This is a genomic window from Citrobacter sp. RHBSTW-00944, from assembly GCF_013615435.1.
GTDB lineage: Bacteria > Pseudomonadota > Gammaproteobacteria > Enterobacterales > Enterobacteriaceae > Citrobacter > Citrobacter braakii.
Genome location: NZ_CP055418.1, coordinates 1815783 through 1837656, shown reverse-complemented (window position 1 = coordinate 1837656; position 21874 = coordinate 1815783). Strand labels below are relative to the sequence as shown.

Genomic DNA, 21874 nt, shown 5'->3' with positions numbered 1-21874 from the left:
GGAGCGCATCCCAGAGGGACATCATGAGCCATCAACTCACCTTCGCCGATAGTGAATTCAGCACTAAGCGCCGTCAGACCCGAAAAGAGATTTTCCTCTCCCGCATGGAGCAGATTCTGCCATGGCAGAATATGACCGCTGTCATCGAGCCGTTTTATCCCAAGGCGGGCAATGGCCGACGGCCCTATCCGCTGGAGACCATGCTGCGTATTCACTGCATGCAGCATTGGTACAACCTGAGCGACGGTGCCATGGAAGATGCCCTGTACGAAATCGCCTCCATGCGCCTGTTTGCCCGATTATCCCTGGATAGCGCCCTGCCGGATCGCACCACCATCATGAATTTCCGCCACCTGCTCGAGCAGCATCAACTGGCCCGTCAATTGTTCAAGACCATCAATCGCTGGCTGGCCGAAGCAGGCGTCATGATGACCCAAGGCACTTTGGTGGATGCCACCATCATTGAGGCACCCAGCTCTACCAAGAACAAAGAGCAGCAACGCGATCCGGAGATGCATCAGACCAAGAAAGGCAATCAGTGGCACTTTGGCATGAAGGCCCACATTGGTGTCGATGCCAAGAGTGGCCTGACCCACAGCCTGGTCACCACCGCGGCCAACGAGCATGACCTCAATCAGCTGGGTAATCTGCTTCATGGAGAGGAGCAATTTGTCTCAGCCGATGCCGGCTACCAAGGAGCGCCACAGCGCGAGGAGCTGGCCGAGGTGGATGTGGACTGGCTGATCGCCGAGCGTCCCGGCAGGGTAAAAACCTTGAAGCAGCATCCGCGCAAGAACAAAACGGCCATCAACATCGAATACATGAAAGCCAGCATCCGTGCCAGGGGGGAGCACCCGTTTCGCATCATCAAGCGGCAGTTCGGCTTCGTGAAAGCCAGATACAAGGGGCTGCTGAAAAACGATAACCAACTGGCGATGTTATTCACCCTGGCCAACCTGTTTCGGGTGGACCAAATGATACGTCAGTGGGAGAGATCTCAGTAAAAACCGGAAATAACGCCAGAAATGGTGGAAAAAATAGCCTAAATAGGCTGATTCGATGTGTTTGCGGGAAAAAAATCGGCCCAGATCCGCGAAATTTTAATCAGCGAGTCAGCTTGGGAAGAAATGACCTACTTATTCGCACCTTCCTTAGCGCACTTCTGGGCTTCGCTACTTTTAACGACCATTTTCTACCTCTTCCCTTACTCCTTTTGCCAATAAACGAACAATCGCGGAGTTCAGTGAAATGCAGTCCATTTCCGCCAATCTCCTAATTTCCTGGTCTAATCTCGCTGGTAGGCGAAGGTTACGTTTAATATTCTTTCTTTCTGTATAAAGTGAATCTTGCATTAAACCCTCCTTTTGGGGCCAAGTTGACACCTAGTGTTAAGTTAACACCATTGCGATAGATGTCAAGTTGGCCCCATAATAATTTTATTAAATCTTTGTAGGTGATGTGATGAGCAAGTACCCCAGCCAAATGCAAGACAAGTTCAACCTACGCTTCCCTGACGGGATGCGTGACGTTATAGCTGAGAGAGCAAAGCGCAATGGGAGATCCATGAATTCAGAGATAGTGGATATAATTGCAAATGCTATATCTCAACCGGCTTTAGCACAGGAGGGTATTGAATTCATTCTTGGCCTAACGGAGCCCGAGGAGTTTGCAAAGCTAAACGACAAAGAGAAGGAAAAAGTTCAGGGAGTTCTAAAAGATGCCGCGGCCATAATGGCAAGAAACATAGAAACTGAAAGCGCCAATTTAAGGAAAATATTATTTCTACTATCCCAAGGTAGCCCCCTTCAGAAAGAGTGAGGCTCCATTCTAATAGGGTTTAATTAAATCCCTGTAGCGCAGTACCCTCATCGTCCGTTCCTGCCAGTAGCCACCATAAGGAACGTGCTGGCTGAGGTGCCCATATAGGTGATGCAACAGCATGTTACCTTCCAGTAGAATTCCTGCGTGATTCCACTTATTAGCCTGGACCTGCATGATGACCATGTCACCTGGCTGCGGTGCACCGCTGAATTCACGAAATCCGCATTCATACCAGCAATCGTGGTAGAAGTTTTCGGGGTAACTGTCCTCCCACCAGGGATAATCGACGCGGTAATCCTTCAGTTCAATACCATGCGTCTGCCTAAAGTAACTCATCACCAGCCCCCAGCAATCGAAGTGACCGAGCACAAACGGGCGCTCCAGTAGCGGCAACTCTCCCCGCGGGTGGATGGTACGTAGGTCCCCCTCCGGCCAGCTCACGATGTGCCAGGGTAAGAGCGTTGCATCGCATTGCGCTTTATCCAGTTCGCTTGGCTGTGTCGTTGCGTCCGGGTGACTGTGGACAATGGCAATCACCGTACCCCAGTCTTCGGCAGCGGCGTAATCCTCCGGTGACAGGTGGAAATGCTCTGTCGGATCAGTTGCCAGATTACGGCAGGGAATGTACCGCTGCACCCTGCTTTTTTGCACCACCACGCCGCAGCTCTCCCGCGGATATTCAGCGGCAGCATGCGCCATAATGGCGTCGATAATTTTCTGACGCATATCAGCTCCTGATCAGGGATGTGCCCGGAAAACCACCGAACGGCAACTCGTTCCCCTCGCCATGTCGCAACTTGCACGCAGTGAGTGTACCGGGGCATTCATCGAGCGACGGATCGTTAACCGGGTTGTTGTGCTTGTCGAAATAGCGCGTCCCGGCATAGTCGCATCCATCACCGGAGCGGTATTTGTTCCGGATACACCAGGTACAAAGCGAATGTAGCTGGCGCGTCGGGATCATCAGCCCCTGTAGGTCCATCGGACTGGACAACGTAAACGCCACCACCTCGTTGGTTTCCGCGCTTTTTGCGTCAATGTAGAACACTTTCAGCTTTTCCTGCGTCGGGTCTGCCGAAGGATTACCGGCGGGGAAGTTTTGCGCATCGAGGTACTGTGCCAGCGTATCGTGAACGGTGACCTTTGCCTGCAGCAGGTCATCATAAGCAAGACATAAGGCCGTAATGGAACTGTCCAGGTTAGCGACCGAGAGCGTTGGCTGCGCGCTGGTCCCGTCGGTCGCCGTCTCGATACCCTCTATCTGACAAGGCCAGGCTTTATATTCCTGCCCTTGCCACCAGATAGATTTTGCCGGGAGCTTATTTTCATCTCCACCAGCAGCGGCTATTTCATCGGCAGTGTGGGCAATATTGTGGGCGTGGAAGCGGAGAACGTCGGAAACACCAAATGCGGTGCCATCGACATCAAAAAGCCGGACAACATTGCCCGGCTCAAGTTTCTGATAATCACTGTTTAAGCTCATGGTGCAAACGCCTGTTCAAAAGTTGCCGAAACAGTTTCGACCTTTTTATTCAGAGTGACTCGCTGAAGGCTGTCAGCTACAACACGCCAGAGAGCTAAATCACCACCGGGAGGAGAAAATGTGAATGATTTGGTCTTATGCCTTCTCAGGAAGGCATAAATCTCCCTAGCTGTAACCGGATCACCAGTAAAAGAAAAAGCGTATCCAAGTACCTCGTCATTCAACCCTGCCCCACTAATCTGCTTGTATCCATCACCGAACTGAGCTGTTCTGACAGTATCCTTGCTGCTGAGAGTGGGCTGGCTCGCAGCCTGAATCCGCCAGATAAAGTGTTCTATAGCCATCAGTTACCTCTGTTTATTGGCGCTCCAGATAATCCCGCCAGGACGGACCTCTTTAGCAATACCATCGCGGATGGAGCGGTCGATCACCTTTTGATAGGCCCTGGTCAGCACATCGCCTCTGCCCTGCTGTTGTTGGTCACTGGATTGCGCAGTGGTGACTGAGACGGGTGCGTAAACGCTAACCCCCATCGGTGAAGAAACCGCACCGCCACCGCCAACCAGACCACCCGAGGCATAACCGCGCATAAGCCGGTACAGGTTGGCCACGCCGATACGGCTGGTAGACTCTTTGGTAAAAACAAACTCGCCGCGGTGAACAATACCGGCAGGCTCATATTTGCCACCATGCCCGGTATAACCACCCACGTCATAGCCCGGAGGCCGGAAGGACGGTACCGCAAAAGACTGGCCTGACGTCGGGGCTTTAGCCCCCCCACTCACCCACCCCATCGCGCTCTGGATGGCGTAGGCCACCAGCAACTGATTAATTACGGACACAATCATTTTGAGAATCGAACTGGTAAAGTCCTTAAAGCTGGCTTTGCCGGTTGTCACCAGACTGGTAAGCTGGCCCGCCAGCCCGCTGAACGTTGCCTGTGAAATCTGTTGTACCGAGCTGAAAACGTTTGTCGCTGAATCCTGATATTCAGCCCAGCCCTGTTTGGCACCGGCCAGCCAGTTCGCGCGCAGGGCATCTTCATCTTTAAATGTCGCTCTTTGCTCTTCCAGAATCTTTTGCTGAGCCTGCGGATTATGGGCGTAGCTTTCGCGCAGGCGCTCCAGAGTGGCTGCACGCCCGGCATCGCGTGAAGAAACCCCTTCTGACTGCTCCTTAATACCCGCTCTCGCTGCCTTTTGCTGCTGCTCAAACTTCACAGCCTGATCGGCAAGCTGGTTAAGCTTTTGCTGGCTGGCAACCTTATCGCCCAGGTCGGCCAGTTGCCGCTTGTACACAAGCGTTTCTTCCTTGTGAGCCAGCAGGGATTTTTCCTGCACCGTAAGCTGGCGACGCCCTGCGGCCTCCTGCAGTACAGTAAACTGATTTTCAGTCTGCCAGAGGTCCTGACGCTGTTTGCTTATGACGTCGTTTACGCTGGTATGTTGCTCGAGCGTTTTAAGCTGGGCCTGCAGGGTGAGGAGTTCGGCCTGCGCCTTTTCCTCTGCTTTGTCCCCGGCTGGCGTTGAATAGCTTTTGCCTTTGGGGGTTTTGGCGTCCTTAAACTGCTTTTCGATCCCGGCCCGCGCCGCAGCAATGTCTTTGTCAGTCCACAGTGTGGCGATGCCGTCTTTCGCATCCTGGCGGTTTTTCTCAATAAGCTGACTGAGTTTTTTCTCTGCTGAAGCCCGCTTTTCTGCCGCCGTCGCGCCGGATTCCACCAACTGGTTAAACTGCTGTTGGTTACGGATTGCCTGAGTCTGCTGGTCCGTCCGCATTTTTTCCCGCGCGGCTGTCAGTCCTTCCTGGGCATATTGCTGATCAGCCAGATCATAAGCCTGCTTTTTAAGCTCCACCTGCTGGCGCGCGTTTCTCAGCCGTTCCGCATCAGCTTTCTGCAGTACGTTGTTACCGGCATAATCCGGGTCGACTTTAAGATTGCCGGACAGCGCGCGGTACTCTTTCTCTGCAGCCTGCCATTCAGCAAAAGAGTCCTGGCGCTTCATCGCGGTGTCAGGATTACGTCCTACGCCCAGCATCACATCCCACGCCCCGGAAGCGGCGTTCTTCACCCAGTTCCAGGCTTTTTCGAGAGAGCCAAGATTGTCCTCGACAGCCCCCGCACGCTGTATAACGGCATCAGAATATGCACGCATTGCCAGCTCGGCGGCTTTTTGCGAATCCCCCAGCGCCTGAGCTGAGGCAATCTGTTCATACTGGGTAGCCGTCAGAAAATGCAGGGAATCGTTCAGCGTCGTGACCGCGTTAACCGGATCATCCTTCAGGCGTTTAAACTGATTTATGGTTTCATCGACAGCCTGCCCTGTTGCCTGCTGCAGCCTGGCGGCTACATTGCTGACCATGCTGACGTCATTACCGCTAAACGCACCGCTTCCAACGACCTGCGCCAGCACATCTGCAACTGCATGCTGCGTGATGCCATTACCTGCCAGCGAACGCGCCAGCGCCTGCAGTTGACCGGATGTTTTACCGGCATAATTCCCGGTCAGTATTAGCTGTTTATTAAATTCCTCAGACTCTTTGCTACCGTCATACCAGGCCTTACCCAGCCCGACAACCGCCGCAGCGATACCACCAACCATGCCGGCCATGCCCAGCCCGCGTAAAGTCATCAGCTGGTCTATCCATCCGGCACGGTTGGCCAGCGTAATACCGGAACCACGAAGGGCACCAAAATTACCGCGCATGACTTCGCCCATTAGCACGCCCAGTTCCCGACGCGCTGCAGCACTTTGCAGACCCAGCCCATGTGTGGCCACTTTAGCCGCTTCGAGCTTACGGATATAAACTTCCGCGGCATCGCTGGCCCCAACCTGTGCAGCCTTCATTCGCAGCAGTTCGGTACCGGAGAGCTTTTGTTCTACAACCTGAGACTTCAGTTGACGGAGAAAACGTGCCCGTGCAATCCCTGCCTTCTCTTCGACAATCTGAAGCTCTTTCTGTCGGGCTGTCGTATGAGATATCAACGCAAGGTAATCCTGCTGGGTAATATTTCCCTGCGCCCTTGCGGCACGAAAACGTGCCTGCACATTAGCGAGAGATTGTGTTTCCCCGTTCAACTGGCGAACACTGTCTATCTGGCGAAAAAAAGATGCAGCAAGTTCATCCTGCCGTCTGGCGAGCTCTGCCGCCTGACCATCATTCTGACGCATACGCTGGCTGAGGTCAGACACACGGCGGTGTGTTTCATCAACGGATTTAGATACTTTTTGCCAGTTTTGAGTCAGTCCTTCCGTGGCGTCTGCCTGGCGAGATTTGATTTCCGCCGCAGCAGAAGCACCTGTATCCCCCACACTTTTTAATGCTGCAACCTGTCGATCTGAGGCGCGCTGCATTCGCGTCTGGGCTTTATCAGACTCATCAGCCATCCCTGTGAGCTGGCCCTTTATACGGGCAACCTGCTCGCTGAACGTGGCGCTGTCGACATCAAGGTTAATGACCAGATCGCTAATCTGCTGGGCCATATCGGATACCTCCTGTTATCCCCTCAGCTGCGGCCATCAGCGTGTCATCATCCGGTTCATCATCGCTGATGACGCTACCGGAAGGAGAAAGCAGGCTGAAATGCGCGGGGGTAAGTTCCGGATCGCGGAAGAAAAGAGAAGAGATGGAATAAAGCAGCCCGGAAAAATGCGCATCGAGCTGCGCGTCCTGAAAATAATGATCCCGATAGAAATGGTGCCAGTCGCCCAGTTCACCGGAAGTCATTCCAGCCAGCATGGCGCGCCAGTCGGGTCGCTCGAACTCGCGCGCCAGATTCAGGACAAATTTCAGCTCGCTGGCAAGGGCTTTTCCGCCGTAACTTCTTCCGCGCCTTCGACCTCCAGTGGGGCATCCGGATCGGCATCGTTGCCATCCTCAACGGGAACGAGCATGCCGGAGAGCAACTTAACCTGCATTTCAGCCTTGCCGATCGCTTCGGGCGGCCAGCCTTTGAGAACCTGCTGGTACAGCGCTTCTTCGTCGGGACCTGCTGGATCGTTATGCCAGAGAGAAAGTGCGATCACGCGCGCTCCACAGCGGATGTTTGAACCCACCAGACGGGCAGTCATTTCCTGATCGCTGATGATGTCGCTTTCATGACCGAGTGTCTTTTCTTCCGTTGCCAGAAATTCAAGATACTCAATACGCTGAAGCGCTGACAGTTCATTCAGCGTGGTGGATTCACCAAGGTAGTTAAATGGTTCTTTTTTGAGGAACATATCCCCCTCCTCAGGAAGCGGTGACAGTGACTTTGCAGACTGCAACGAAATTGCCGTCGCTGGTCATGACAATGATGTCTGCGGTACCGACTGCCACGCCCGTTACGGTGATCGTGCTGCCGCTTACAGATACGGTCGCTTTGGTCCCATCAGATGTGGCAACCCGGAACGAAGGATCCGATGCACTGGCAGGATTAACCGTCACATTAAGCATGGTGGTCGCCGCAACGGCGACGCTTGCCGTGGATTTATCCAGCGTAACGCCTGTAACAGCAATGGGCGCAGAACCACTTTCTTCAGCCAGTTCTGGCTTGCCGGTATTGGTGATTTTCGCTGTGCGGGTAATAACCTCTTTTGCCGGGATAGCTTTACCCAGGCTGCTGCACCAGCCGCGGAAAACGTCGACGGTACCATTCGGATATTTAATCTTGTACACCCGGACAGAACCATCGTTAAACCAGGTGACCAGTTCTTTCTGTCCCTGTTCTCCCGGCTTCCAGGCAAGCGTAAGTGATGTATCACCTGCCGATTTTGCCCCCTGAGCGGTCGCGTTCCAGTCGGCGTCCTCATCATCAAGGTAGGTGTCGTCATACGATTCGGCGGTCATTTCACCCGGCGTCAGCTCTTTAATTTTCGCCAGACGGTTCCAGTCGATATCCGAGAGTGGATTTGCGAAAGCGTTACCCGTTCCGGTGTACAGCCAGAGTGTGGTACCGGCGCCTTTCACGGGTGCCAGCGGATTTGGAGTAGGCATAAGAACCTCTTAAATTGAATAAGTGATTAAGTACGTTAAATCTACTGAACCCCACGTGGCCATTTCATCATCCCGCTGGTAGTCATAACCCTGCGGGGTGAACGTCTCGACCAGATCGGTCAGACCCGGGATGAAGGCCATTGCCGGATAAACTTTCTCTTCCATCCAGGAATCGAGCGCGCTGTCGGGGCTGGAGGCTTTAAGAAATACCTCGATGTGGATGACCGCCTGCCACGAATCTTCATCGAGCGAATCACCGGTGTACTCTGCATCTGAGATATACACCGCCACCGCAGGCAGATCCTGCTCCTCCAGAAATACGGGACGCCCGTCAAACCAGGTGACGGTATCGGTGATATCAGCTTTCAGTTTCGCCAGAATGGCTGCACGAATTGCGCTGTGTCTGTTCATCGCTTCAGGTGGATCCTCAGTTGATTTTTCAGTGCTGCGGAAAGTTCTTTGGGCATATCGCTTTCAATAAGGCGCTTTGAAATAGAGGTGAATGCCAAGGTTAGCGGTGTCTCAAGAGGAACTTTGACCACATCAATCGGATAACGGGCTTTACCTACGCGCCGCATGACCTGCCAGCGACCGTTCGCCAGTTGTTGAATAAACGCATTGCGAAAGGTATAGGGTCCGATTTTAAGGACGCTGCCCGATCCGTTTCTGGCACCTTTTTTACGCGACAGCCGGACGCGAGCAGTACCGAGCTTTATCGCGGGAAGGTTACCGCGGTTGATTTTTATCGACGCGACCGGACGATCGTGGCGGGCCTTGCGTAAACGGGAACGCTGCCGGACCAGACGAACCGGAAGCCCCGTTTTCCGGTTATTATCAACTTTTGTTTCTTTCGCTACAGTTTTGCTGCCCTGACTTATCGTTCTGCTGGCCACACGGTTAAGTGCTTTCGCGGTGGCCTCAGGAACGATTAACCGGCTGAGGCTGTTGAGATTCTGAATAGCCCTTTCCAGGCCTTTAACCGACATCCCCCCCTCCTATTCGATAAAGATGCGTGGCTTGCTGTTAAAGCGTTCGTGGCGGGTAAGATGGAATTCCTCCCCTTCAAAAATCACCACGTCATTACGGCGCGGCCTGTATCCTGCAGTAAACACCACCAGTGACCGCCCTGTTCCGCTCAAAGGCCCCATTTCTTCCAGAAACTCAGCCGGAATAACAATCATGGGCTCCCCGTTGATGGTCGCTGGCTTGCCCATTTTGTTTACCGTGGCCGCATCCATGCGGCTGACAAGTCTGTCAAAGGGATTAGGCATTGATTTTCACGGCTACAATTGCGGAACTGGCAGCAGCATCTTCCCAGGCTACCCCGGCCAGCTCGGCACCTGTCGCGTCGTTCTGCACTTTGCCATCTTTGATATGAACCTGCTCACCGATGGTGATCGCATCGGTAGTCAGCTTGGGCAGCAGGAAAACCCCTTCGGCAAAACCGTCCCCCGCCTGGCCTGCCGGAATATCAGTAATGGCAATCGCCACGACTTTCCCCACCAGCACCGGCGAACCACTCAGGATCGCAACGCTGCCCGTGTTGGCAATCTCAATAGTTTTGCCATGCTGTACAAAATTCTTCGCCATAAATTCAGTCTCCATCCAGCCCCTGTTGGGGCCGAATTCAGATACAAAAAAAGCCCTGATGGGCTGTGATGTGCTGCTTGAGTGGAAGGAATTATTTCCCGGTAGATTTCGCCAGTCCACGATAATCCAGAGGGGAAACACCAGCATCGATGCGCACCTTGGTCGCAATGCCGTCGGTCGTGAAGCCTTCCTGCTGGTCGATATACGGAGTATCAACGCCGTTCAGGTAAGCCACTTCGATGGTGTCCGTGCCCTTAGACGCGGCCAGATACCAGGCGCTGGTGTCTTTGGCGTCAAGACGTGGCTCCGCGATAACTTCAGCAAAGTTCTGAATTGGGTTCATGATACCGGCGTTGATATCCGCCCCTTTCACACTGGCAGACTTGATCGTCTGGTTTGCCAGGGTTTCGAGGGCGACTGGCACCAGTATGAATGCCGGGCGAATATTCAGGGGACGCTCTCCCTCTTTCTGAAGGCGCATCATCTTGCGCGCTTCATCAAGGCTGGCTACAGAAATCGCGCCTGCGGAAATATTGCCGTGATCAGCATGGAACAGCGGCTTGTCATCAGCCAATTTCGCGTTTTCGGTAAGAACGGCATATACCAGATCGCCAATCGTCCCTTTTGCCGCGCGCCCCATCTTCATAGGTACATCGGTTAACTGATTCAGATCGTCGTTGATGATAGCCTGACGGGTAATAGAGAAGATTTCACCGTAGGTGGCCAGCGCGATGCTTTCACCTTTATCTTTGGTGGTCACATACTTATATTCAGCCCCCTCGCGTACCTGACGCAGGGAGGAGAAACCACCCAGGCCGACACGATGCGCCGTTTTAAAGTCAGACAACTGGCCTTTCTTGGTCCACTGCTCAAAAGTTTCTGCCGCTTCCTCCCAGCCCTGAAGCAACGCTTTATTAGCAACGTCGAGCAGGATATTGCCGAAGTCAGACGTGCTGTGCGTCAGTGCCATACCGACCATCTGCATCGGGTTATAGCTGGAAACGCCGATGCCGCGCTCGGTCAACGCCATACGGGCATATTCGCGCAGCGTCATGCCGTTATAGACGTTGTCCCGCTCCAGGCTCTCAAAGCCCGCGCGCGCCATCAGTGCCTGGCGAACTCCATCGCCAACAAAGTTACCGTTCCCGGCGTAAATATGCGCATCCGTGGTTTTATTCGACGGGGTTGCATTTTTGCCCAGCGCTGCCAGCAGTTCATCTTTAGCCTGTGCAACGGTGCATTCCGGATCCGCGATGCATTTATTCTGCAACTCATGATGCTTGCCGCCGAACATCGCAAAGAGATCGTTAATCGCGGTAACACGGTTCTTTTGCTCGGCAAGCACCTGTGCACGGATAGTGGCTTCATCAGAAGTTGACGCTGGCGCAGGGATCGTCGTTGTCGCCACCTGTGGTTGCGGTTGCTGCGGTTCGCGCTGGGTAGTATTGCGCGGCGGGGTGATCATGTTACGAATGCTGTTTGGCATCTTTTCAAAGTCCTCGATACGTTTTGATTGAATACAGGCCATCGCCTGCAGAGATGTAGTGACCTGATCGGCAAAGCCATGCGCCAGGCATTCTTTACCATCCATCCAGGTTTCATCGTCCAGCATGGTGGCGATTTCCTCGGTCGTTTTTCCTGTTTTCTCCGCGTACGCCGGGATCAGGACAGACTCAACCTTATCCAGCAGATCGGCATAATCCCGCATATCGTTGGCATCACCACCTGCGAATCCCCATGGTTTGTGGATCATCATCATGGTGTTTTCCGGCATAATGACCGGGTTGCCAACCATCGCAATCACCGAAGCCATTGAAGCTGCCAGACCATCGATGTGAACGGTGATCGCTGCGCCGTGATGCTTCAGGGCATTAAAAATGGCGATGCCATCAAAGACATCGCCACCGGGCGAATTGATATGAAGGTTGATATGGGTAATGTCGCCCAGCGCCTTCAGGTCATTCACAAACTGGCGCGCCGTCACCCCCCAGTAGCCGATCTCGTCGTAGATATAAATATCCGCTTCGTTGTCGGCGCTGGCCTGCATACGGAACCAGGAATTACTTTTTGCGCTGGCTTTCGGACGGTGATGCGCCCGGTTCTTTGGCTTCGGCACTTGTGCCTCCTTTGTCATTGGCAGGGTCAGTGTCAAACACCAGCCCCATCTCTTTGTTTTCGTCGATTTCTGCCTTCCGTCGCGCCTTCACATCGTTCGGGTTACGTCCGCTGGCGCGGACCCAGTCGGATTCCGTTGCCGCTCCGCCCCGGATCTGTAACTTCCAGGCGTTGGCCTCTTTAACCGGATCGATCCACGGCATAACAGGGCCGGAATAAACTGCCGAGTACAGCGACTCCATATCCAGACCGCGGGGCAATTTAATCTCGCCGGCGGCCACCGCCATTTTCAGCCAGGCGCGGTACATTGGCCGGGTCACCGCGCCAATAAACCAGTCCTGCAAAATGAGATAACCGTCTGTTGATTCCACCAGTTCCTGCCGCTGCGCGCTATAGGTGCCGTTGTAGTTTCTGGCTGTGCTTGAAAAGCTGAGTCGACTGCCGGCTGCGACAGCGCGAAGTTGCCCATTACGGAAGGTTTCAAGGTTAGGATTGGGTCGGTCAGATTTCACCATGCCGATATCTTCACCAGGCTTAAGATCGTCATAAATGATGCCTGGCTGAATCATCACTTCCCGATCATCATCGTCGGAAGAACTGTTACTCTCTTCGAAGCTTTGCCCGTCCCCCTTTTTGATGTACATGCCCAGCGCGGCAGCAATACGTGCGGCGGTGAGCTCGGCGTCTTCATATTCTTTGAGTGCGCTGAGGCGCATCAGTACGCCAGACAGCATCGATACGCCCCGGGTCTGGTGCAGACGGCGGACAAATTTAAGATGCAGCATGTTTTCCGCATCCACTTCTTTGGTATCAAGCTGACGGCCTGAAACGGGCAGGCTTTTATAAACCTGATATTTCCTTGGTCTGCCCCAGTTGTCGACAAATACTCCCTGATTAAGCTGGCTGGCAGCATCGCTATTCATGGGAATAAAATCGGGTTCAAGCGCTTCAAGCCAGAAAGGAATACCGGCTGCTGGCGTAAGACCATTCCCGGTTCCACTGACAAGCTGGGCAAACACTTCGCCATCCCGCAGCCAGGTACGCAACATCAGGCGCTCAAGCATCGGACGGGTAAACTGGTTTGTGACATCTGGCCTGACAGACCATTCTGCCCATTTATTACGGATCTGATCGGCCAGCTTTTTGGCGATTTGACCGTTCATCAGTTTGGGATGGGGTTCAACAATAATTCCGGCTTTACCCACCACCCGTTCTTCAAGCTTATCGAACACCCCAATCACCAGATCATGGTTGTTATCGAGCCACCGGGCCTGCTCCCGCAGTGATACAGCCCCCATTTTGCTGAGCTGATCTGCCGAACGGTTTTCACGGCGCCCTTTGTGCGTTCTGGTCGGGGTAACGGCTTCATATGCCCTGATTTTCGCGCGCGCCTGCAGACGGGCAGCTTTCCAGCCAGGCGAAAAGACACCAATCGCATCATCTAAAAGGCTCATTTAAACCTCGCCAGTCGGTAACCGGGTCGCCCTCGGCGATGAGAAATAAGAGATGAGAGACGACGCTCCCACTCCTGCCGCCCTTTACGGATTTCCGACAGGTTCTCCATCGTCATTTCCTGCCCATTGAAACGGATAGTTTTGCCATCCAACACCGCCATTTCGGCTTCGGTATAACGCTGGATCATGGCTTCAATATCAACACGGTTCACAACCATCCTCCTGAAGTACTCCAAGGGTTAGCATCATCGGTTACGGGCTTTTTCCGCTTCCGTTTTTTGGCGGGTACTGGTTCTGGTGCCTGGGATGACGCTTCGCCAGCTTCCGGCGGCGCGTTCTCCAGCCAGGTTTCCCGCCTCGCCCACTCAGGAGCAGCGGGCCATTTGATTTTCTCGTAGCCGTGGAGGATGGCGAGCGCATCAGCGTAGACCAGCAGGTCAAATGCTTCATTTGCACCACGTCCCGGCTTACTCCATTTACCATCGGTCGAACGCTCCTCATAGGTCAGTTCATCGTAAAACCAGCTGCCGAGCCAGTCAGGGAAATGCACATAGCCAGGGCCAGGTGAATCACGCCACAAAGCGTTGTTCACCCTGTCTTTCAGAGCATCGGTCTGGAGCAGGTAAAGCGGGACATCACCAGAAGCCTGTGCTCGTCGACTTGAGCGTCCGGTATTATCAGGAAAGGTTCTGGAGATGAGTTTTGATCGGCGGACACTGTCGCCTTTGAACAGATAAACCTGTTTTCCTAGTCCCTCCCGACGGCACTTACGCCAGAATTTATAAGCGTTGTCGGTCACACCATCCTCACCGCCGGAGTCAACGGCCATCGCCATCAGCCGCATACACCGGGTCGGATCCGATGCCAATGGCCAGGCTTTGTTAAACGCATCGGTCAGCAATAAATCCCAGTCTTCCGGATAGCTTGCCGGGTCAATCTGCTGGCTCTCACCATTGGCGTCATGGCGCATCGACTGCCGGATGTTGTAGCGGTCCACCAGCCAGCGCTCTCCCATGCTGCCGTAACCAGTAATCTGAACAACAAAACGCCGGTTGCGCCCCGCCTGAACGTCGACGGTCGCCATAAGAAAACAAACCCCGTCCGGAACAGAGCGCTTTGGTATATCCTCCGCACGCTGCTCAAGCAATTCACTTTTACGCTGCTCCATGTTGGATCGGGGAAGGTACGGACGCCCAAAGTCGGTGTTGATTACCGTCTTCAGTGCTTCTTCGCTGCCGGTGGCCTGATAGTCCTGCTCGGCAGTAAGAAATTTATAGATGAGCTGCGCCCAGGTCTGGTACGCGGCGGCGGGTCCTTCCATCCAGAAGGAGGCAATGCGCGAGCGGCGCCCTTCTCCAGTGATAACACCATCGCTGTCGATGGTTTGCCCATCGCGCAGCCACACGCCTTTCATATTCAGCGAACGCTTCATATCCGGCGTGATGTGATCTTTACAGGCAGGGCATTGAAGACTCGCTTTCTCGCTGGCCTGAACAGGGTCTGCGATATCGCGGTAACCTGTCATGTTGTCCATTTCAGGCTGGAAATATTCACCGCAATGTGGGCACGGCCAGTAAAGGCGACGGCGATCACCACGGTTGTACAGCGCCAGAATCCCCGTTGAGGGAGGTGCTTCATGCGGTGAGCTACGGCGCCATTTTGTGTCACGTATATCGCGGCCCGGCGAACTCTCAACCAGTGTCATACCTGATGACATGAACGTTGTGGTTCGCTTTGATGCCAGTGAAAAGGCGTCACCTTCCCCGTCAATGTCTTCCGGGAAACGGTCATAATCGGTCAGTGCCACGCATTTATAGTCCGATGAGGACATAATATTGACCGATGGCCAGCCGATTTTCAGGTAGTTCCCGGCACGAAACGTGCGATCATATACGTTGTTATCGTTACGCCGCGGGCTCAGTCGGGATTTCACTTCAGGGCTGCAACGGAATGTACGATCAAGACGCTTTTTGGAGTGCTCGCGCGCCTTTTCCTCAGTCATCTGAATCAGGAGCATATCAGCCGGATCACAGACAACGTTGTAAACAATCCAGCCATCAATCAGACCAATGGTTTTACCGGTTCGCGCCGGACCAACAAACACCACCGCGTCATATTCACGTGATGCCAGACAGTTCATCGGTTCAATCACGTAAGGTGCCAGATCCGGATCCCATGGAACGGAGTTACCCGCCCCCATTGGCACGCGCATATAAGTACTGACCGCATCGGCCACCTGCATTCGACGCGGGGCACGTAAGATACCGGAAACATCGCGGCGGATGCCTCTGGCTGATGCCCGCTTTGCCATCAGTCCTCCTCTGGCTCTTCCTCCTCTGCTTCAGCATCCTGTACCCTCTCCGCCATCTGATCGCGCAGGTCATCGATAACGCTCTGCACGCGAGAAACCGCAACGGGCGTTAATGCACAGTCACGCTCAAGTACATCAGGGAGGGTTTCAAGTACCATGACGACCGCTTTCGCCATCAATGAGAATTCGCGCGCAACTTCATCGGCGGGAATCAGTTGCCCCGTGTCCTGCTCGAACTTGAGGCGCTCATTCTCCGCTTTCCAGTGGGAAAGCCTGTCCGATGGCGGCATGTCATCGATATTGGCTGACACAGTGGGGATCATCAGTTCGGTCAGAATGTCGGTGATCAGGTAAAGCTTTAATTTGCTGTTGCTACCTGGTGCCGGTTCAATATTTTTCAGCCTGGCGGCAACCGTCTGACGGTGTACGCCGGTGATCCCCGCCAGCTGGTTGATGTTCAGTTTTAAAGCGGCAATTTCCTGGTTCATGATGGTGAACACTTTTTAAACGATTCGACATCTGCACGAAATCGCCTCTAATGAGATCAATAACCTGCGCAAATGATGATGATGACCTCAGATCCGAAAAACTAGCCGTTTTCCGCGAGCACGCCGCCCCGTGGCAGGCCACCTTGCGGGGAGGACCCATGAGAAAATCATGTGTTTCCGATTTAGTACTTGATATTGGTTTTAATATTCAGATTAAAGCAATAGTTTATTTCACCATAATCTTGAATTTATCCGGATCAAAGAAGATTATTCCTTTTACCCCTCAAATTATTTAATCACACCTTCACTCCTAGCTTTGCATATATATGCAAGGTTAGGGTCGCATGGTATTTTCATATTTTGTAGAACGGGCTTGACAGAGATACATCCGCCAATAAACTCCACCAATGGTTTGAATCCTAAGGCTGCTGCAAGATCATATTTGCCATGAACAACTGAGGCAATAGCTCCCGCAGCGGAAGCTAAATCGCTCAACTTGAACTCAAAACTTGATGATAAATCAAATTTAATGGGGCTCCGAAATTTCTCCCCATTCAATTTTTGAATATCAGATATAGATCCTTTAAGGGCTGAAAGTGATTTTGCTTTTTGCAGATTCAAATCACCAGAGCGTATAACATCCAAATACAACTCATCTAAATAACTGTGAAGTGCATCTAACTCAGCTCTTCTGCGCTCTTTAAACTCTAATATTTCGTGTAAATGGGTATCTACGTCAGGTACAGGAAGCGCATTTAACAACTCGAATCTTATAGTTTCTTTTTCAATAGAATAACGTCTCGGCAAAGCAATTTCTGCATTATGAAAATGCATACGCCAATCAACATCTCCTTGTCCACTTCTCTTTTTTTGAAGCGCATCAATTTGGGCTGCAGCGTAAAATTCAGGAAAAAATGAATCATGCATACGCCCATCATGAGTACTATACGTTGGCCTTTCGAGAACGCCACAAGCTATTAAGTCGTCTTCATTAGAAAAGCAAAAATGATAAAAATTTGATGTTGGGCTGACAATTTTATCCCAGTACAGCGTAAAGTAATTCAAATCTAATTTCGTTAGCCCTGAGCCTGTCGTAAATCCACTCCCATCGGCTGTTTTAGTCAACTCCAATGGAGTACACACAACACCTCTCAACATAGTCATTCTCCTTTAATCTAGCATACAGAGAATAGCACCAATCTTTGAAGCTCAGAAGATATGCAGGTCCCAATCATCACAGCTTTCACTTTCGTTCTTTTTCAATCGTACTAATCCCTATGATTTGATTGTTAGCCTTGTCGATAGCAGACAAAAGGGGATTAACCCACAATACAACTTCACAATATGTCAATTTTCTGGTGGTAGCGGCACCAATATCGGGCGAATTAAATCCGCGGGTATCGGGGTGCATTGCCCTGAGACGTAAACGGGTCGCGTATTCGAGCAACCCATTAGCGACATCATCAGGTACAGGCAGATCGCAGGTCTTATCACGTCGTAGTATCTCCCGGTATTCAATCACCGTTTTTTCGGTATGAGCGCCAATCAGAGAATTTAATCGCCCAGTTTCTGCAGCAGCCTGATTAAAGCGGTTGAAGTTGAAAGTCTGAGTTGCGATAACCTGACCTTGAAGGATGTTGTCATTTCGCAGAACATCGTTATCGTATTTTATAGTTTTTACATCTGCACAGCTTTTTACAAGAGCGATCGATAGGCCAGCAATTATGGACAAAGCAATCAAGAAGATATTATCCTTCACAGGTCTATCCCCCAGCACGTCAGCGCGCTTTCCTGGTCTCGCCTTTCTACCTGCCCATAGCAGCCATTTTTCTGGCCTTTGGTCAGGCGACAATCGCGACCACCGTCTTTAATCCACCAGCGGATCGCTTCACAGGCTCCTTTACGGTCGCCGGCATTGATGCGCTTATAGAACGTGGACGGGAAACATTTTCCGGGGCCGATGTTATATGGGCAGAAAGAAGCGATACCCGCTTTCTGTGGTTCGGTCAGTGGTACCTTGATATTTCGCTCAACCCACGCCAGCGCCTTGTCGCGTTCTATGGCGTTCACCTGGGCGCATTTTTCAGCAGACAGCTTCATGCCCTGTACTACCGGCTTACCATCAACCATCGTGGCGCCACGGCAAATGGTCCATATACCAGAGCCGTCCTTGTACGCTGCAGTGCTATTACCCTCTTTCTCATCCAGAAACTGATCGAGAATCACGGGCGCGGAAGCCCCGGCAAGAATCAAACCAACGACCGCTGTGCTCAGTTTATTCTTCAGCTTTGGTGACATTGCCATTAAGCCGGTCCTCCCTTTCCTTTTGCCTGTAGTACCAATTCACTGCACAGGTAATAACGGTGCATGCGATACCGACAATAATCGCCCAGTCGCTCAGGCTTAACCCTGCAATTCTGTCGGCCAACATCCAGGACACCTCTTTTGCTGTTTTAGCTGTTTCGGCATATGCCTTCGCTGATACACCGCAGCCGGCAAGCGTGGTTCCTGATCCATATGAAAGTCTGCTGTAAATGGTGCTCATTCTGGTCATAGCCTCACCTCCGATTTTTCGGATGGCGCTGTGTGTGATGAAAAGGTCAGGCTTCACGGGCTGGATTTATCAACAAAGCACGTAGCAGATGATTCCCGTGAGCCTGAAATTAAAAAGCCCCGCTTAGTTGCGAGGCCTTGTGTTTCATTGAATTGTCTTTTTTGACCTATATCTCATATTTCCTTGTCATTTAACGGTAAATGTTTAGCGCCAGCGTTTTCTGGCTATGACTTCACACAGGAGTAGAAATGTTTACAGCTAAAGACGATGCCTACATCTTAAAAAGTGATGGCAGCAGATGCGGCCCGTATAAGGCCAAGTTTGCAGGTGATACAGTTATCGTAAACGACCAAATGGCCGACATCGATGACGGAGATACTGTTATTCGAGTCCTTCCAAACGGTAAGGAAGAACATAAAGAAGTTTATAAAGCTAATTTTTACGACACAAGCATTGGTGGATTTGGCCCACACTTCCAACTCAAGGTTGGCCCCAAAAAGGTACAACCAGCTGTTTCTTCTCAGCAAATCAACATTCACGGAGGGAATGTACAGATTGGAGATCATAACCGTCAGGAGATTACCAATAGCATTGAGACCCTGAATAACTTGATAAATAGCTCTCAGGGCACACCGCAGCAGAAAGAAGAAGCAAAAAGCCTGCTCCGCAAATTAGCCGAGCATCCGCTGGTTACTGCTATAGCTGGTGGTGCTATAGGGTTGCTTTAGATATGAAAAAACCCGCTCCTAGGCGGGTTTCTGATGTTTGTTGCTCAGTTCGGTTTAACGTCCCGAGCTTATCATAATTTAAGCACTTTCCGTGCAAGCATTCAAGTAAAATCTGTCGCTATTTGTGCCAAATGCGTCACACATTGGTGCGTAAAGCATCGATTCTGCAAAATTTAGCCAAACATCGATCCGACTCTCACAAGTACGCAAGCACCATTCAGGATGTTTCTCGTTCAGGTCTCTGGCCATAGCCTTTTTGCTGAGGCGTTTGATATACCGATCCTCTATCAAGTCATATAAACGCTTATTGCCCGAACGAATTAAAATCTCACTGAGGACTGAGTTGACCACCATTGCTTCCTCATCAGTGCAAAACGCTAGGCCGCTTTTATTCTTCCCTTCCTTAATCTCTTTGAAGAACGCTTCCAGTTCGGGCTTGCTAATACCCGCTTTCTTCATCCGGCGTAGCGCTTCGTTGATTGCCTTTTTGGTGATTTTCCGGGATGCCAGAAGCTGGTTAAACATGTTCCCACCACTACCACCGCCGATATAAGACCAGCGGCCCCACATGCGCAACTTACCCTGTATCCAGATGCTTTCCAGAGTACGAAGACGAACCATTTCACCAGATTTACCAACTTCAGAAGGATTAATCATTTAGCGTTCTCCACTTACGCCAGTACGCCGATTGCCAGCGCACGATCTATAACCCGAAACACCAAAACCAGTTGGTCACCGTATTTCGCTTCAAATGCCACAGGATCAGCATGCAACTCGTCGTGATGCTCTCTGCACAGAGGGATCACGAAGAGGTCATGGGCTTTTGTTGCTGTCCCCCCCATACCGTGCCCTACGATATGGTGCGGATCATCTGCTGGCCGTCGGCAACACTCACAGGGTTGTGTTTTAACCCAGCGGGTGTACGTCTCATTTATCCAGCGGCGACGTTTTGGCCTGAGCATAAAAGACTCTGGCGACTCAGGATCAACAGAGAGCATGAGGATCTTCTTAGCCTTCTCTTGCACGAGTCTGGTTGCTGACGCGGAGGGCACGATGTCGCTTTCCCTCATGACCGAGCGGATCTTCTCATCCGGAAGGCGTAGCCCCTTGTGCGCAACGCTTTCCGGAATAACATCAGCCAGGTCGTTTCTGACCATCCACCAGCACAGTTCCGGAAGCGTCAGGATATGCGACTCGGGAAAACCAGAATCACGCCGAATGACTTCCAGAATCCAGGATACCAGGTTTCCGGCCGCTATACCTGCAAGCTGTTCTGTATGCTGCCCGGACAAAGTGTGATCGCAATGCCAGCACAGGCGAATACTTCCTGGCTCGTGCCGCATTGTTGTGAAGTTCTTGTCGTGCCACGATGAATGGGGCCACTGGCATTCAAACCGATAACTCAGCCACTGCTCAAGGGAAGGAAGCCCGCCGGCACGCTGAATAACCCGTTCATTCTCGAATACCTGCCGCATTACAGGATCATCAGCCAGCGGCTGAATGGCTGCCGGAACAGCCCCGGTACTGAATGACGCCATTTCTTCTGGTTCAGGCTCGAGCAGAACGCGACCGCGCATGAAGAGATGCATCAGTTCCGCACCGGGCCGAAACAACACAATCCCCATACGATGGGCTACTTCAGGAGTTAACAAAGCCCTCACGCCGCCTGTCCCCCTGCAATATATTCAGCCCACAAACCACCAATCCAGCGTACTCCCTTGGCAGTGAAACGCGTCTGGCTGAATGCGTGATTGGATGTGCTCGATGTTCCCGTCTTAACTTCAAATCTTCCCGCGGAAATGTGCTGCGCCATGGGGGTAAGTGTGCCGCCGAGGCGATACAGGATATTGCGTTCAATGAGGAACAGGCGGAACTCGGTTTCTTTTGCGTTGAGCAATTTGGCTACCTGCCGGAATGACATGGAGCCTTTTGCAGAGCAATAACGATCAACAAACTCCACTTTTGGCGCCGCGGCTGCCAGCTGGATGGTCAGTTGCTCTTTCTGCTCGGCTAAATCAGCAGCCAGGCGAAGCGCTTCCGGCAATGAGCGGGGAACACTGACACTCAGCCCTTCTTCCAGTTCCTGCCAGCGATCGACGACCGCGGCGGTAAATTCAGGAGACAATCTGGCAACAATCACCAGAGAGTCGCGTTTGTTAAAACGATACTCCTGGTACACATTACCGTTATGCTCAAAATCGAACTGCGCCAACGGCGCGGTTAAAATTCCCGCAGCAACAAGACGCTCAGCCGAGCGTTTCACGTCACTGTGTTTACTTTGAACCAGATCCGCAATATCACGGCTGGACATTGTTACTACACCATTCACGATTAACTGGCTCATACTTTTCTC

26 protein-coding genes and 1 pseudogene are annotated in these 21874 nt (G+C 52.2%); 3 read left to right on the top strand and 24 right to left on the bottom strand.

What is annotated here, in order from left to right:
* Positions 1-23: 23 nt before the first annotated feature.
* A complete protein-coding gene (locus HV334_RS08750) occupies positions 24-1004 on the top strand; it encodes an IS5-like element ISKpn26 family transposase (RefSeq protein ID WP_020899206.1) in 981 nt (326 codons plus the stop codon).
* A 174-nt stretch (positions 1005-1178) separates the two neighbouring features.
* Here the strand turns inward: HV334_RS08750 and HV334_RS08745 are convergent, their stop codons facing one another.
* Entirely contained in the window at positions 1179-1352 is a 174-nt protein-coding gene (locus HV334_RS08745) for an Arc family DNA-binding protein (protein WP_071596417.1), read from the bottom strand.
* 109 nt (positions 1353-1461) lie between these two features.
* Between HV334_RS08745 and HV334_RS08740 the strand changes: the two genes are divergently transcribed.
* The gene (locus HV334_RS08740; protein ID WP_181221472.1) at positions 1462-1818 is read left to right on the top strand and encodes an Arc family DNA-binding protein; all 357 of its coding nucleotides are present in this window, start codon (positions 1462-1464) and stop codon (positions 1816-1818) included.
* Between the two features lie 9 nt (positions 1819-1827).
* On the opposite strand, the gene HV334_RS08735 is transcribed toward HV334_RS08740, so the two are convergent.
* The 20 genes and pseudogenes from HV334_RS08735 to HV334_RS08640 form a co-directional block, all read right to left on the bottom strand.
* Positions 1828-2547 carry a C40 family peptidase gene (locus HV334_RS08735; protein WP_181221471.1) on the bottom strand — a complete coding sequence of 240 codons (720 nt, stop codon included), beginning with the start codon at positions 2545-2547 and terminating at the stop codon, positions 1828-1830.
* 1 nt (position 2548) lies between these two features.
* Positions 2549-3304 carry a phage minor tail protein L gene (locus tag HV334_RS08730; RefSeq protein ID WP_181221469.1) on the bottom strand — a complete coding sequence of 252 codons (756 nt, stop codon included), beginning with the start codon at positions 3302-3304 and terminating at the stop codon, positions 2549-2551.
* On the bottom strand, positions 3301-3648 hold the full coding sequence (locus tag HV334_RS08725) for a phage tail protein (protein WP_181221467.1): 348 nt from the start codon (positions 3646-3648) through the stop codon (positions 3301-3303). Before HV334_RS08725 ends, HV334_RS08730 begins: the two co-directional genes overlap by 4 nt.
* A 3-nt stretch (positions 3649-3651) precedes the next feature.
* The gene (locus HV334_RS08720) at positions 3652-6789 is read right to left on the bottom strand and encodes a phage tail tape measure protein (protein WP_181221465.1); all 3138 of its coding nucleotides are present in this window, start codon (positions 6787-6789) and stop codon (positions 3652-3654) included.
* Positions 6782-7099: pseudogene (locus HV334_RS08715) on the bottom strand (phage tail assembly protein T); the annotation flags it as partial. The gene HV334_RS08720 and the pseudogene HV334_RS08715, both read right to left, overlap by 8 nt.
* Positions 7096-7527, bottom strand: coding sequence for a phage minor tail protein G (locus HV334_RS08710; RefSeq protein ID WP_181221463.1), 432 nt, complete (start codon positions 7525-7527; stop codon positions 7096-7098). The gene HV334_RS08710 and the pseudogene HV334_RS08715, both read right to left, overlap by 4 nt.
* Positions 7528-7537: 10 nt before the next feature.
* Positions 7538-8281: a phage tail protein gene (locus HV334_RS08705; RefSeq protein ID WP_181221461.1), complete on the bottom strand. Its 744-nt coding sequence runs from the start codon at positions 8279-8281 to the stop codon at positions 7538-7540.
* A gap of 9 nt (positions 8282-8290) precedes the next feature.
* Positions 8291-8692 (bottom strand): phage minor tail U family protein, encoded by a 402-nt coding sequence (locus tag HV334_RS08700; protein WP_181221459.1) that lies wholly within the window; start codon positions 8690-8692, stop codon positions 8291-8293.
* Positions 8689-9267 (bottom strand): phage tail protein, encoded by a 579-nt coding sequence (locus HV334_RS08695; RefSeq protein ID WP_181221457.1) that lies wholly within the window; start codon positions 9265-9267, stop codon positions 8689-8691. The genes HV334_RS08700 and HV334_RS08695 overlap by 4 nt, the downstream gene beginning before the upstream one ends.
* Positions 9268-9276: 9 nt before the next feature.
* Positions 9277-9552, bottom strand: coding sequence for an ATP-binding protein (locus tag HV334_RS08690; RefSeq protein ID WP_181221455.1), 276 nt, complete (start codon positions 9550-9552; stop codon positions 9277-9279).
* Complete coding sequence (locus HV334_RS08685; protein WP_079905890.1) at positions 9545-9871, bottom strand: capsid cement protein; 327 nt, start codon at positions 9869-9871, stop codon at positions 9545-9547. The genes HV334_RS08690 and HV334_RS08685 overlap by 8 nt, the downstream gene beginning before the upstream one ends.
* 91 nt (positions 9872-9962) lie before the next feature.
* On the bottom strand, positions 9963-12005 hold the full coding sequence (locus HV334_RS08680; protein ID WP_181221453.1) for a ClpP-like prohead protease/major capsid protein fusion protein: 2043 nt from the start codon (positions 12003-12005) through the stop codon (positions 9963-9965).
* Positions 11932-13440 (bottom strand): phage portal protein, encoded by a 1509-nt coding sequence (locus HV334_RS08675; protein WP_181221451.1) that lies wholly within the window; start codon positions 13438-13440, stop codon positions 11932-11934. The genes HV334_RS08680 and HV334_RS08675 overlap by 74 nt, the downstream gene beginning before the upstream one ends.
* The gene (locus HV334_RS08670; RefSeq protein WP_181221448.1) at positions 13437-13652 is read right to left on the bottom strand and encodes a hypothetical protein; all 216 of its coding nucleotides are present in this window, start codon (positions 13650-13652) and stop codon (positions 13437-13439) included. The genes HV334_RS08675 and HV334_RS08670 overlap by 4 nt, the downstream gene beginning before the upstream one ends.
* Entirely contained in the window at positions 13649-15751 is a 2103-nt protein-coding gene (locus HV334_RS08665; RefSeq protein WP_181221446.1) for a phage terminase large subunit family protein, read from the bottom strand. Before HV334_RS08665 ends, HV334_RS08670 begins: the two co-directional genes overlap by 4 nt.
* Positions 15751-16239, bottom strand: a complete 489-nt coding sequence (locus HV334_RS08660; protein ID WP_181221444.1) for a DUF1441 family protein — start codon at positions 16237-16239, stop codon at positions 15751-15753. Before HV334_RS08660 ends, HV334_RS08665 begins: the two co-directional genes overlap by 1 nt.
* A 288-nt stretch (positions 16240-16527) precedes the next feature.
* A complete protein-coding gene (locus tag HV334_RS08655) occupies positions 16528-17397 on the bottom strand; it encodes a DUF6236 family protein (protein ID WP_181221442.1) in 870 nt (289 codons plus the stop codon).
* A gap of 85 nt (positions 17398-17482) precedes the next feature.
* On the bottom strand, positions 17483-17998 hold the full coding sequence (locus HV334_RS08650) for a hypothetical protein (protein WP_181221440.1): 516 nt from the start codon (positions 17996-17998) through the stop codon (positions 17483-17485).
* Positions 17995-18543, bottom strand: a complete 549-nt coding sequence (locus HV334_RS08645; RefSeq protein ID WP_181221438.1) for a lysozyme — start codon at positions 18541-18543, stop codon at positions 17995-17997. Before HV334_RS08645 ends, HV334_RS08650 begins: the two co-directional genes overlap by 4 nt.
* Positions 18515-18793 (bottom strand): phage holin, encoded by a 279-nt coding sequence (locus HV334_RS08640; RefSeq protein WP_072025529.1) that lies wholly within the window; start codon positions 18791-18793, stop codon positions 18515-18517. The genes HV334_RS08645 and HV334_RS08640 overlap by 29 nt, the downstream gene beginning before the upstream one ends.
* A gap of 248 nt (positions 18794-19041) precedes the next feature.
* Here HV334_RS08640 and HV334_RS08635 point away from each other — a divergent pair, with 248 nt between their 5' ends.
* Positions 19042-19521, top strand: coding sequence for a hypothetical protein (locus tag HV334_RS08635; protein ID WP_096878852.1), 480 nt, complete (start codon positions 19042-19044; stop codon positions 19519-19521).
* A gap of 78 nt (positions 19522-19599) precedes the next feature.
* Here HV334_RS08635 and HV334_RS08630 read toward each other — a convergent pair whose 3' ends face one another.
* Genes HV334_RS08630 through HV334_RS08620 form a run of 3 tightly spaced genes read right to left on the bottom strand, consistent with a single transcriptional unit; the run spans position 19600 to position 21865 of the window.
* Entirely contained in the window at positions 19600-20178 is a 579-nt protein-coding gene (locus HV334_RS08630; protein ID WP_181221436.1) for a DUF1133 family protein, read from the bottom strand.
* 14 nt (positions 20179-20192) lie between these two features.
* Entirely contained in the window at positions 20193-21182 is a 990-nt protein-coding gene (locus HV334_RS08625; RefSeq protein WP_181221434.1) for a DUF968 domain-containing protein, read from the bottom strand.
* Positions 21179-21865: a DNA-binding protein gene (locus HV334_RS08620; protein WP_181221432.1), complete on the bottom strand. Its 687-nt coding sequence runs from the start codon at positions 21863-21865 to the stop codon at positions 21179-21181. Before HV334_RS08620 ends, HV334_RS08625 begins: the two co-directional genes overlap by 4 nt.
* Between the last annotated feature and the right edge of the window lie 9 nt (positions 21866-21874).

Coding starts and splice junctions, on each gene's coding strand:
- HV334_RS08680 (WP_181221453.1), bottom strand. CDS start 12,005: ATGACAAAGGAGGCACAAGTGCCGAAGCCAAAGAACCGGGCGCATCAC.
- HV334_RS08735 (WP_181221471.1), bottom strand. CDS start 2,547: ATGCGTCAGAAAATTATCGACGCCATTATGGCGCATGCTGCCGCTGAA.
- HV334_RS08725 (WP_181221467.1), bottom strand. CDS start 3,648: ATGGCTATAGAACACTTTATCTGGCGGATTCAGGCTGCGAGCCAGCCC.
- HV334_RS08730 (WP_181221469.1), bottom strand. CDS start 3,304: ATGAGCTTAAACAGTGATTATCAGAAACTTGAGCCGGGCAATGTTGTC.
- HV334_RS08685 (WP_079905890.1), bottom strand. CDS start 9,871: ATGGCGAAGAATTTTGTACAGCATGGCAAAACTATTGAGATTGCCAAC.
- HV334_RS08695 (WP_181221457.1), bottom strand. CDS start 9,267: ATGTCGGTTAAAGGCCTGGAAAGGGCTATTCAGAATCTCAACAGCCTC.
- HV334_RS08640 (WP_072025529.1), bottom strand. CDS start 18,793: ATGACCAGAATGAGCACCATTTACAGCAGACTTTCATATGGATCAGGA.
- HV334_RS08630 (WP_181221436.1), bottom strand. CDS start 20,178: ATGATTAATCCTTCTGAAGTTGGTAAATCTGGTGAAATGGTTCGTCTT.
- HV334_RS08675 (WP_181221451.1), bottom strand. CDS start 13,440: ATGAGCCTTTTAGATGATGCGATTGGTGTCTTTTCGCCTGGCTGGAAA.
- HV334_RS08700 (WP_181221459.1), bottom strand. CDS start 8,692: ATGAACAGACACAGCGCAATTCGTGCAGCCATTCTGGCGAAACTGAAA.
- HV334_RS08655 (WP_181221442.1), bottom strand. CDS start 17,397: ATGTTGAGAGGTGTTGTGTGTACTCCATTGGAGTTGACTAAAACAGCC.
- HV334_RS08705 (WP_181221461.1), bottom strand. CDS start 8,281: ATGCCTACTCCAAATCCGCTGGCACCCGTGAAAGGCGCCGGTACCACA.
- HV334_RS08645 (WP_181221438.1), bottom strand. CDS start 18,543: ATGGCAATGTCACCAAAGCTGAAGAATAAACTGAGCACAGCGGTCGTT.
- HV334_RS08665 (WP_181221446.1), bottom strand. CDS start 15,751: ATGGCAAAGCGGGCATCAGCCAGAGGCATCCGCCGCGATGTTTCCGGT.
- HV334_RS08740 (WP_181221472.1), top strand. CDS start 1,462: ATGAGCAAGTACCCCAGCCAAATGCAAGACAAGTTCAACCTACGCTTC.
- HV334_RS08745 (WP_071596417.1), bottom strand. CDS start 1,352: ATGCAAGATTCACTTTATACAGAAAGAAAGAATATTAAACGTAACCTT.
- HV334_RS08635 (WP_096878852.1), top strand. CDS start 19,042: ATGTTTACAGCTAAAGACGATGCCTACATCTTAAAAAGTGATGGCAGC.
- HV334_RS08720 (WP_181221465.1), bottom strand. CDS start 6,789: ATGGCCCAGCAGATTAGCGATCTGGTCATTAACCTTGATGTCGACAGC.
- HV334_RS08620 (WP_181221432.1), bottom strand. CDS start 21,865: ATGAGCCAGTTAATCGTGAATGGTGTAGTAACAATGTCCAGCCGTGAT.
- HV334_RS08710 (WP_181221463.1), bottom strand. CDS start 7,527: ATGTTCCTCAAAAAAGAACCATTTAACTACCTTGGTGAATCCACCACG.
- HV334_RS08660 (WP_181221444.1), bottom strand. CDS start 16,239: ATGAACCAGGAAATTGCCGCTTTAAAACTGAACATCAACCAGCTGGCG.
- HV334_RS08690 (WP_181221455.1), bottom strand. CDS start 9,552: ATGCCTAATCCCTTTGACAGACTTGTCAGCCGCATGGATGCGGCCACG.
- HV334_RS08750 (WP_020899206.1), top strand. CDS start 24: ATGAGCCATCAACTCACCTTCGCCGATAGTGAATTCAGCACTAAGCGC.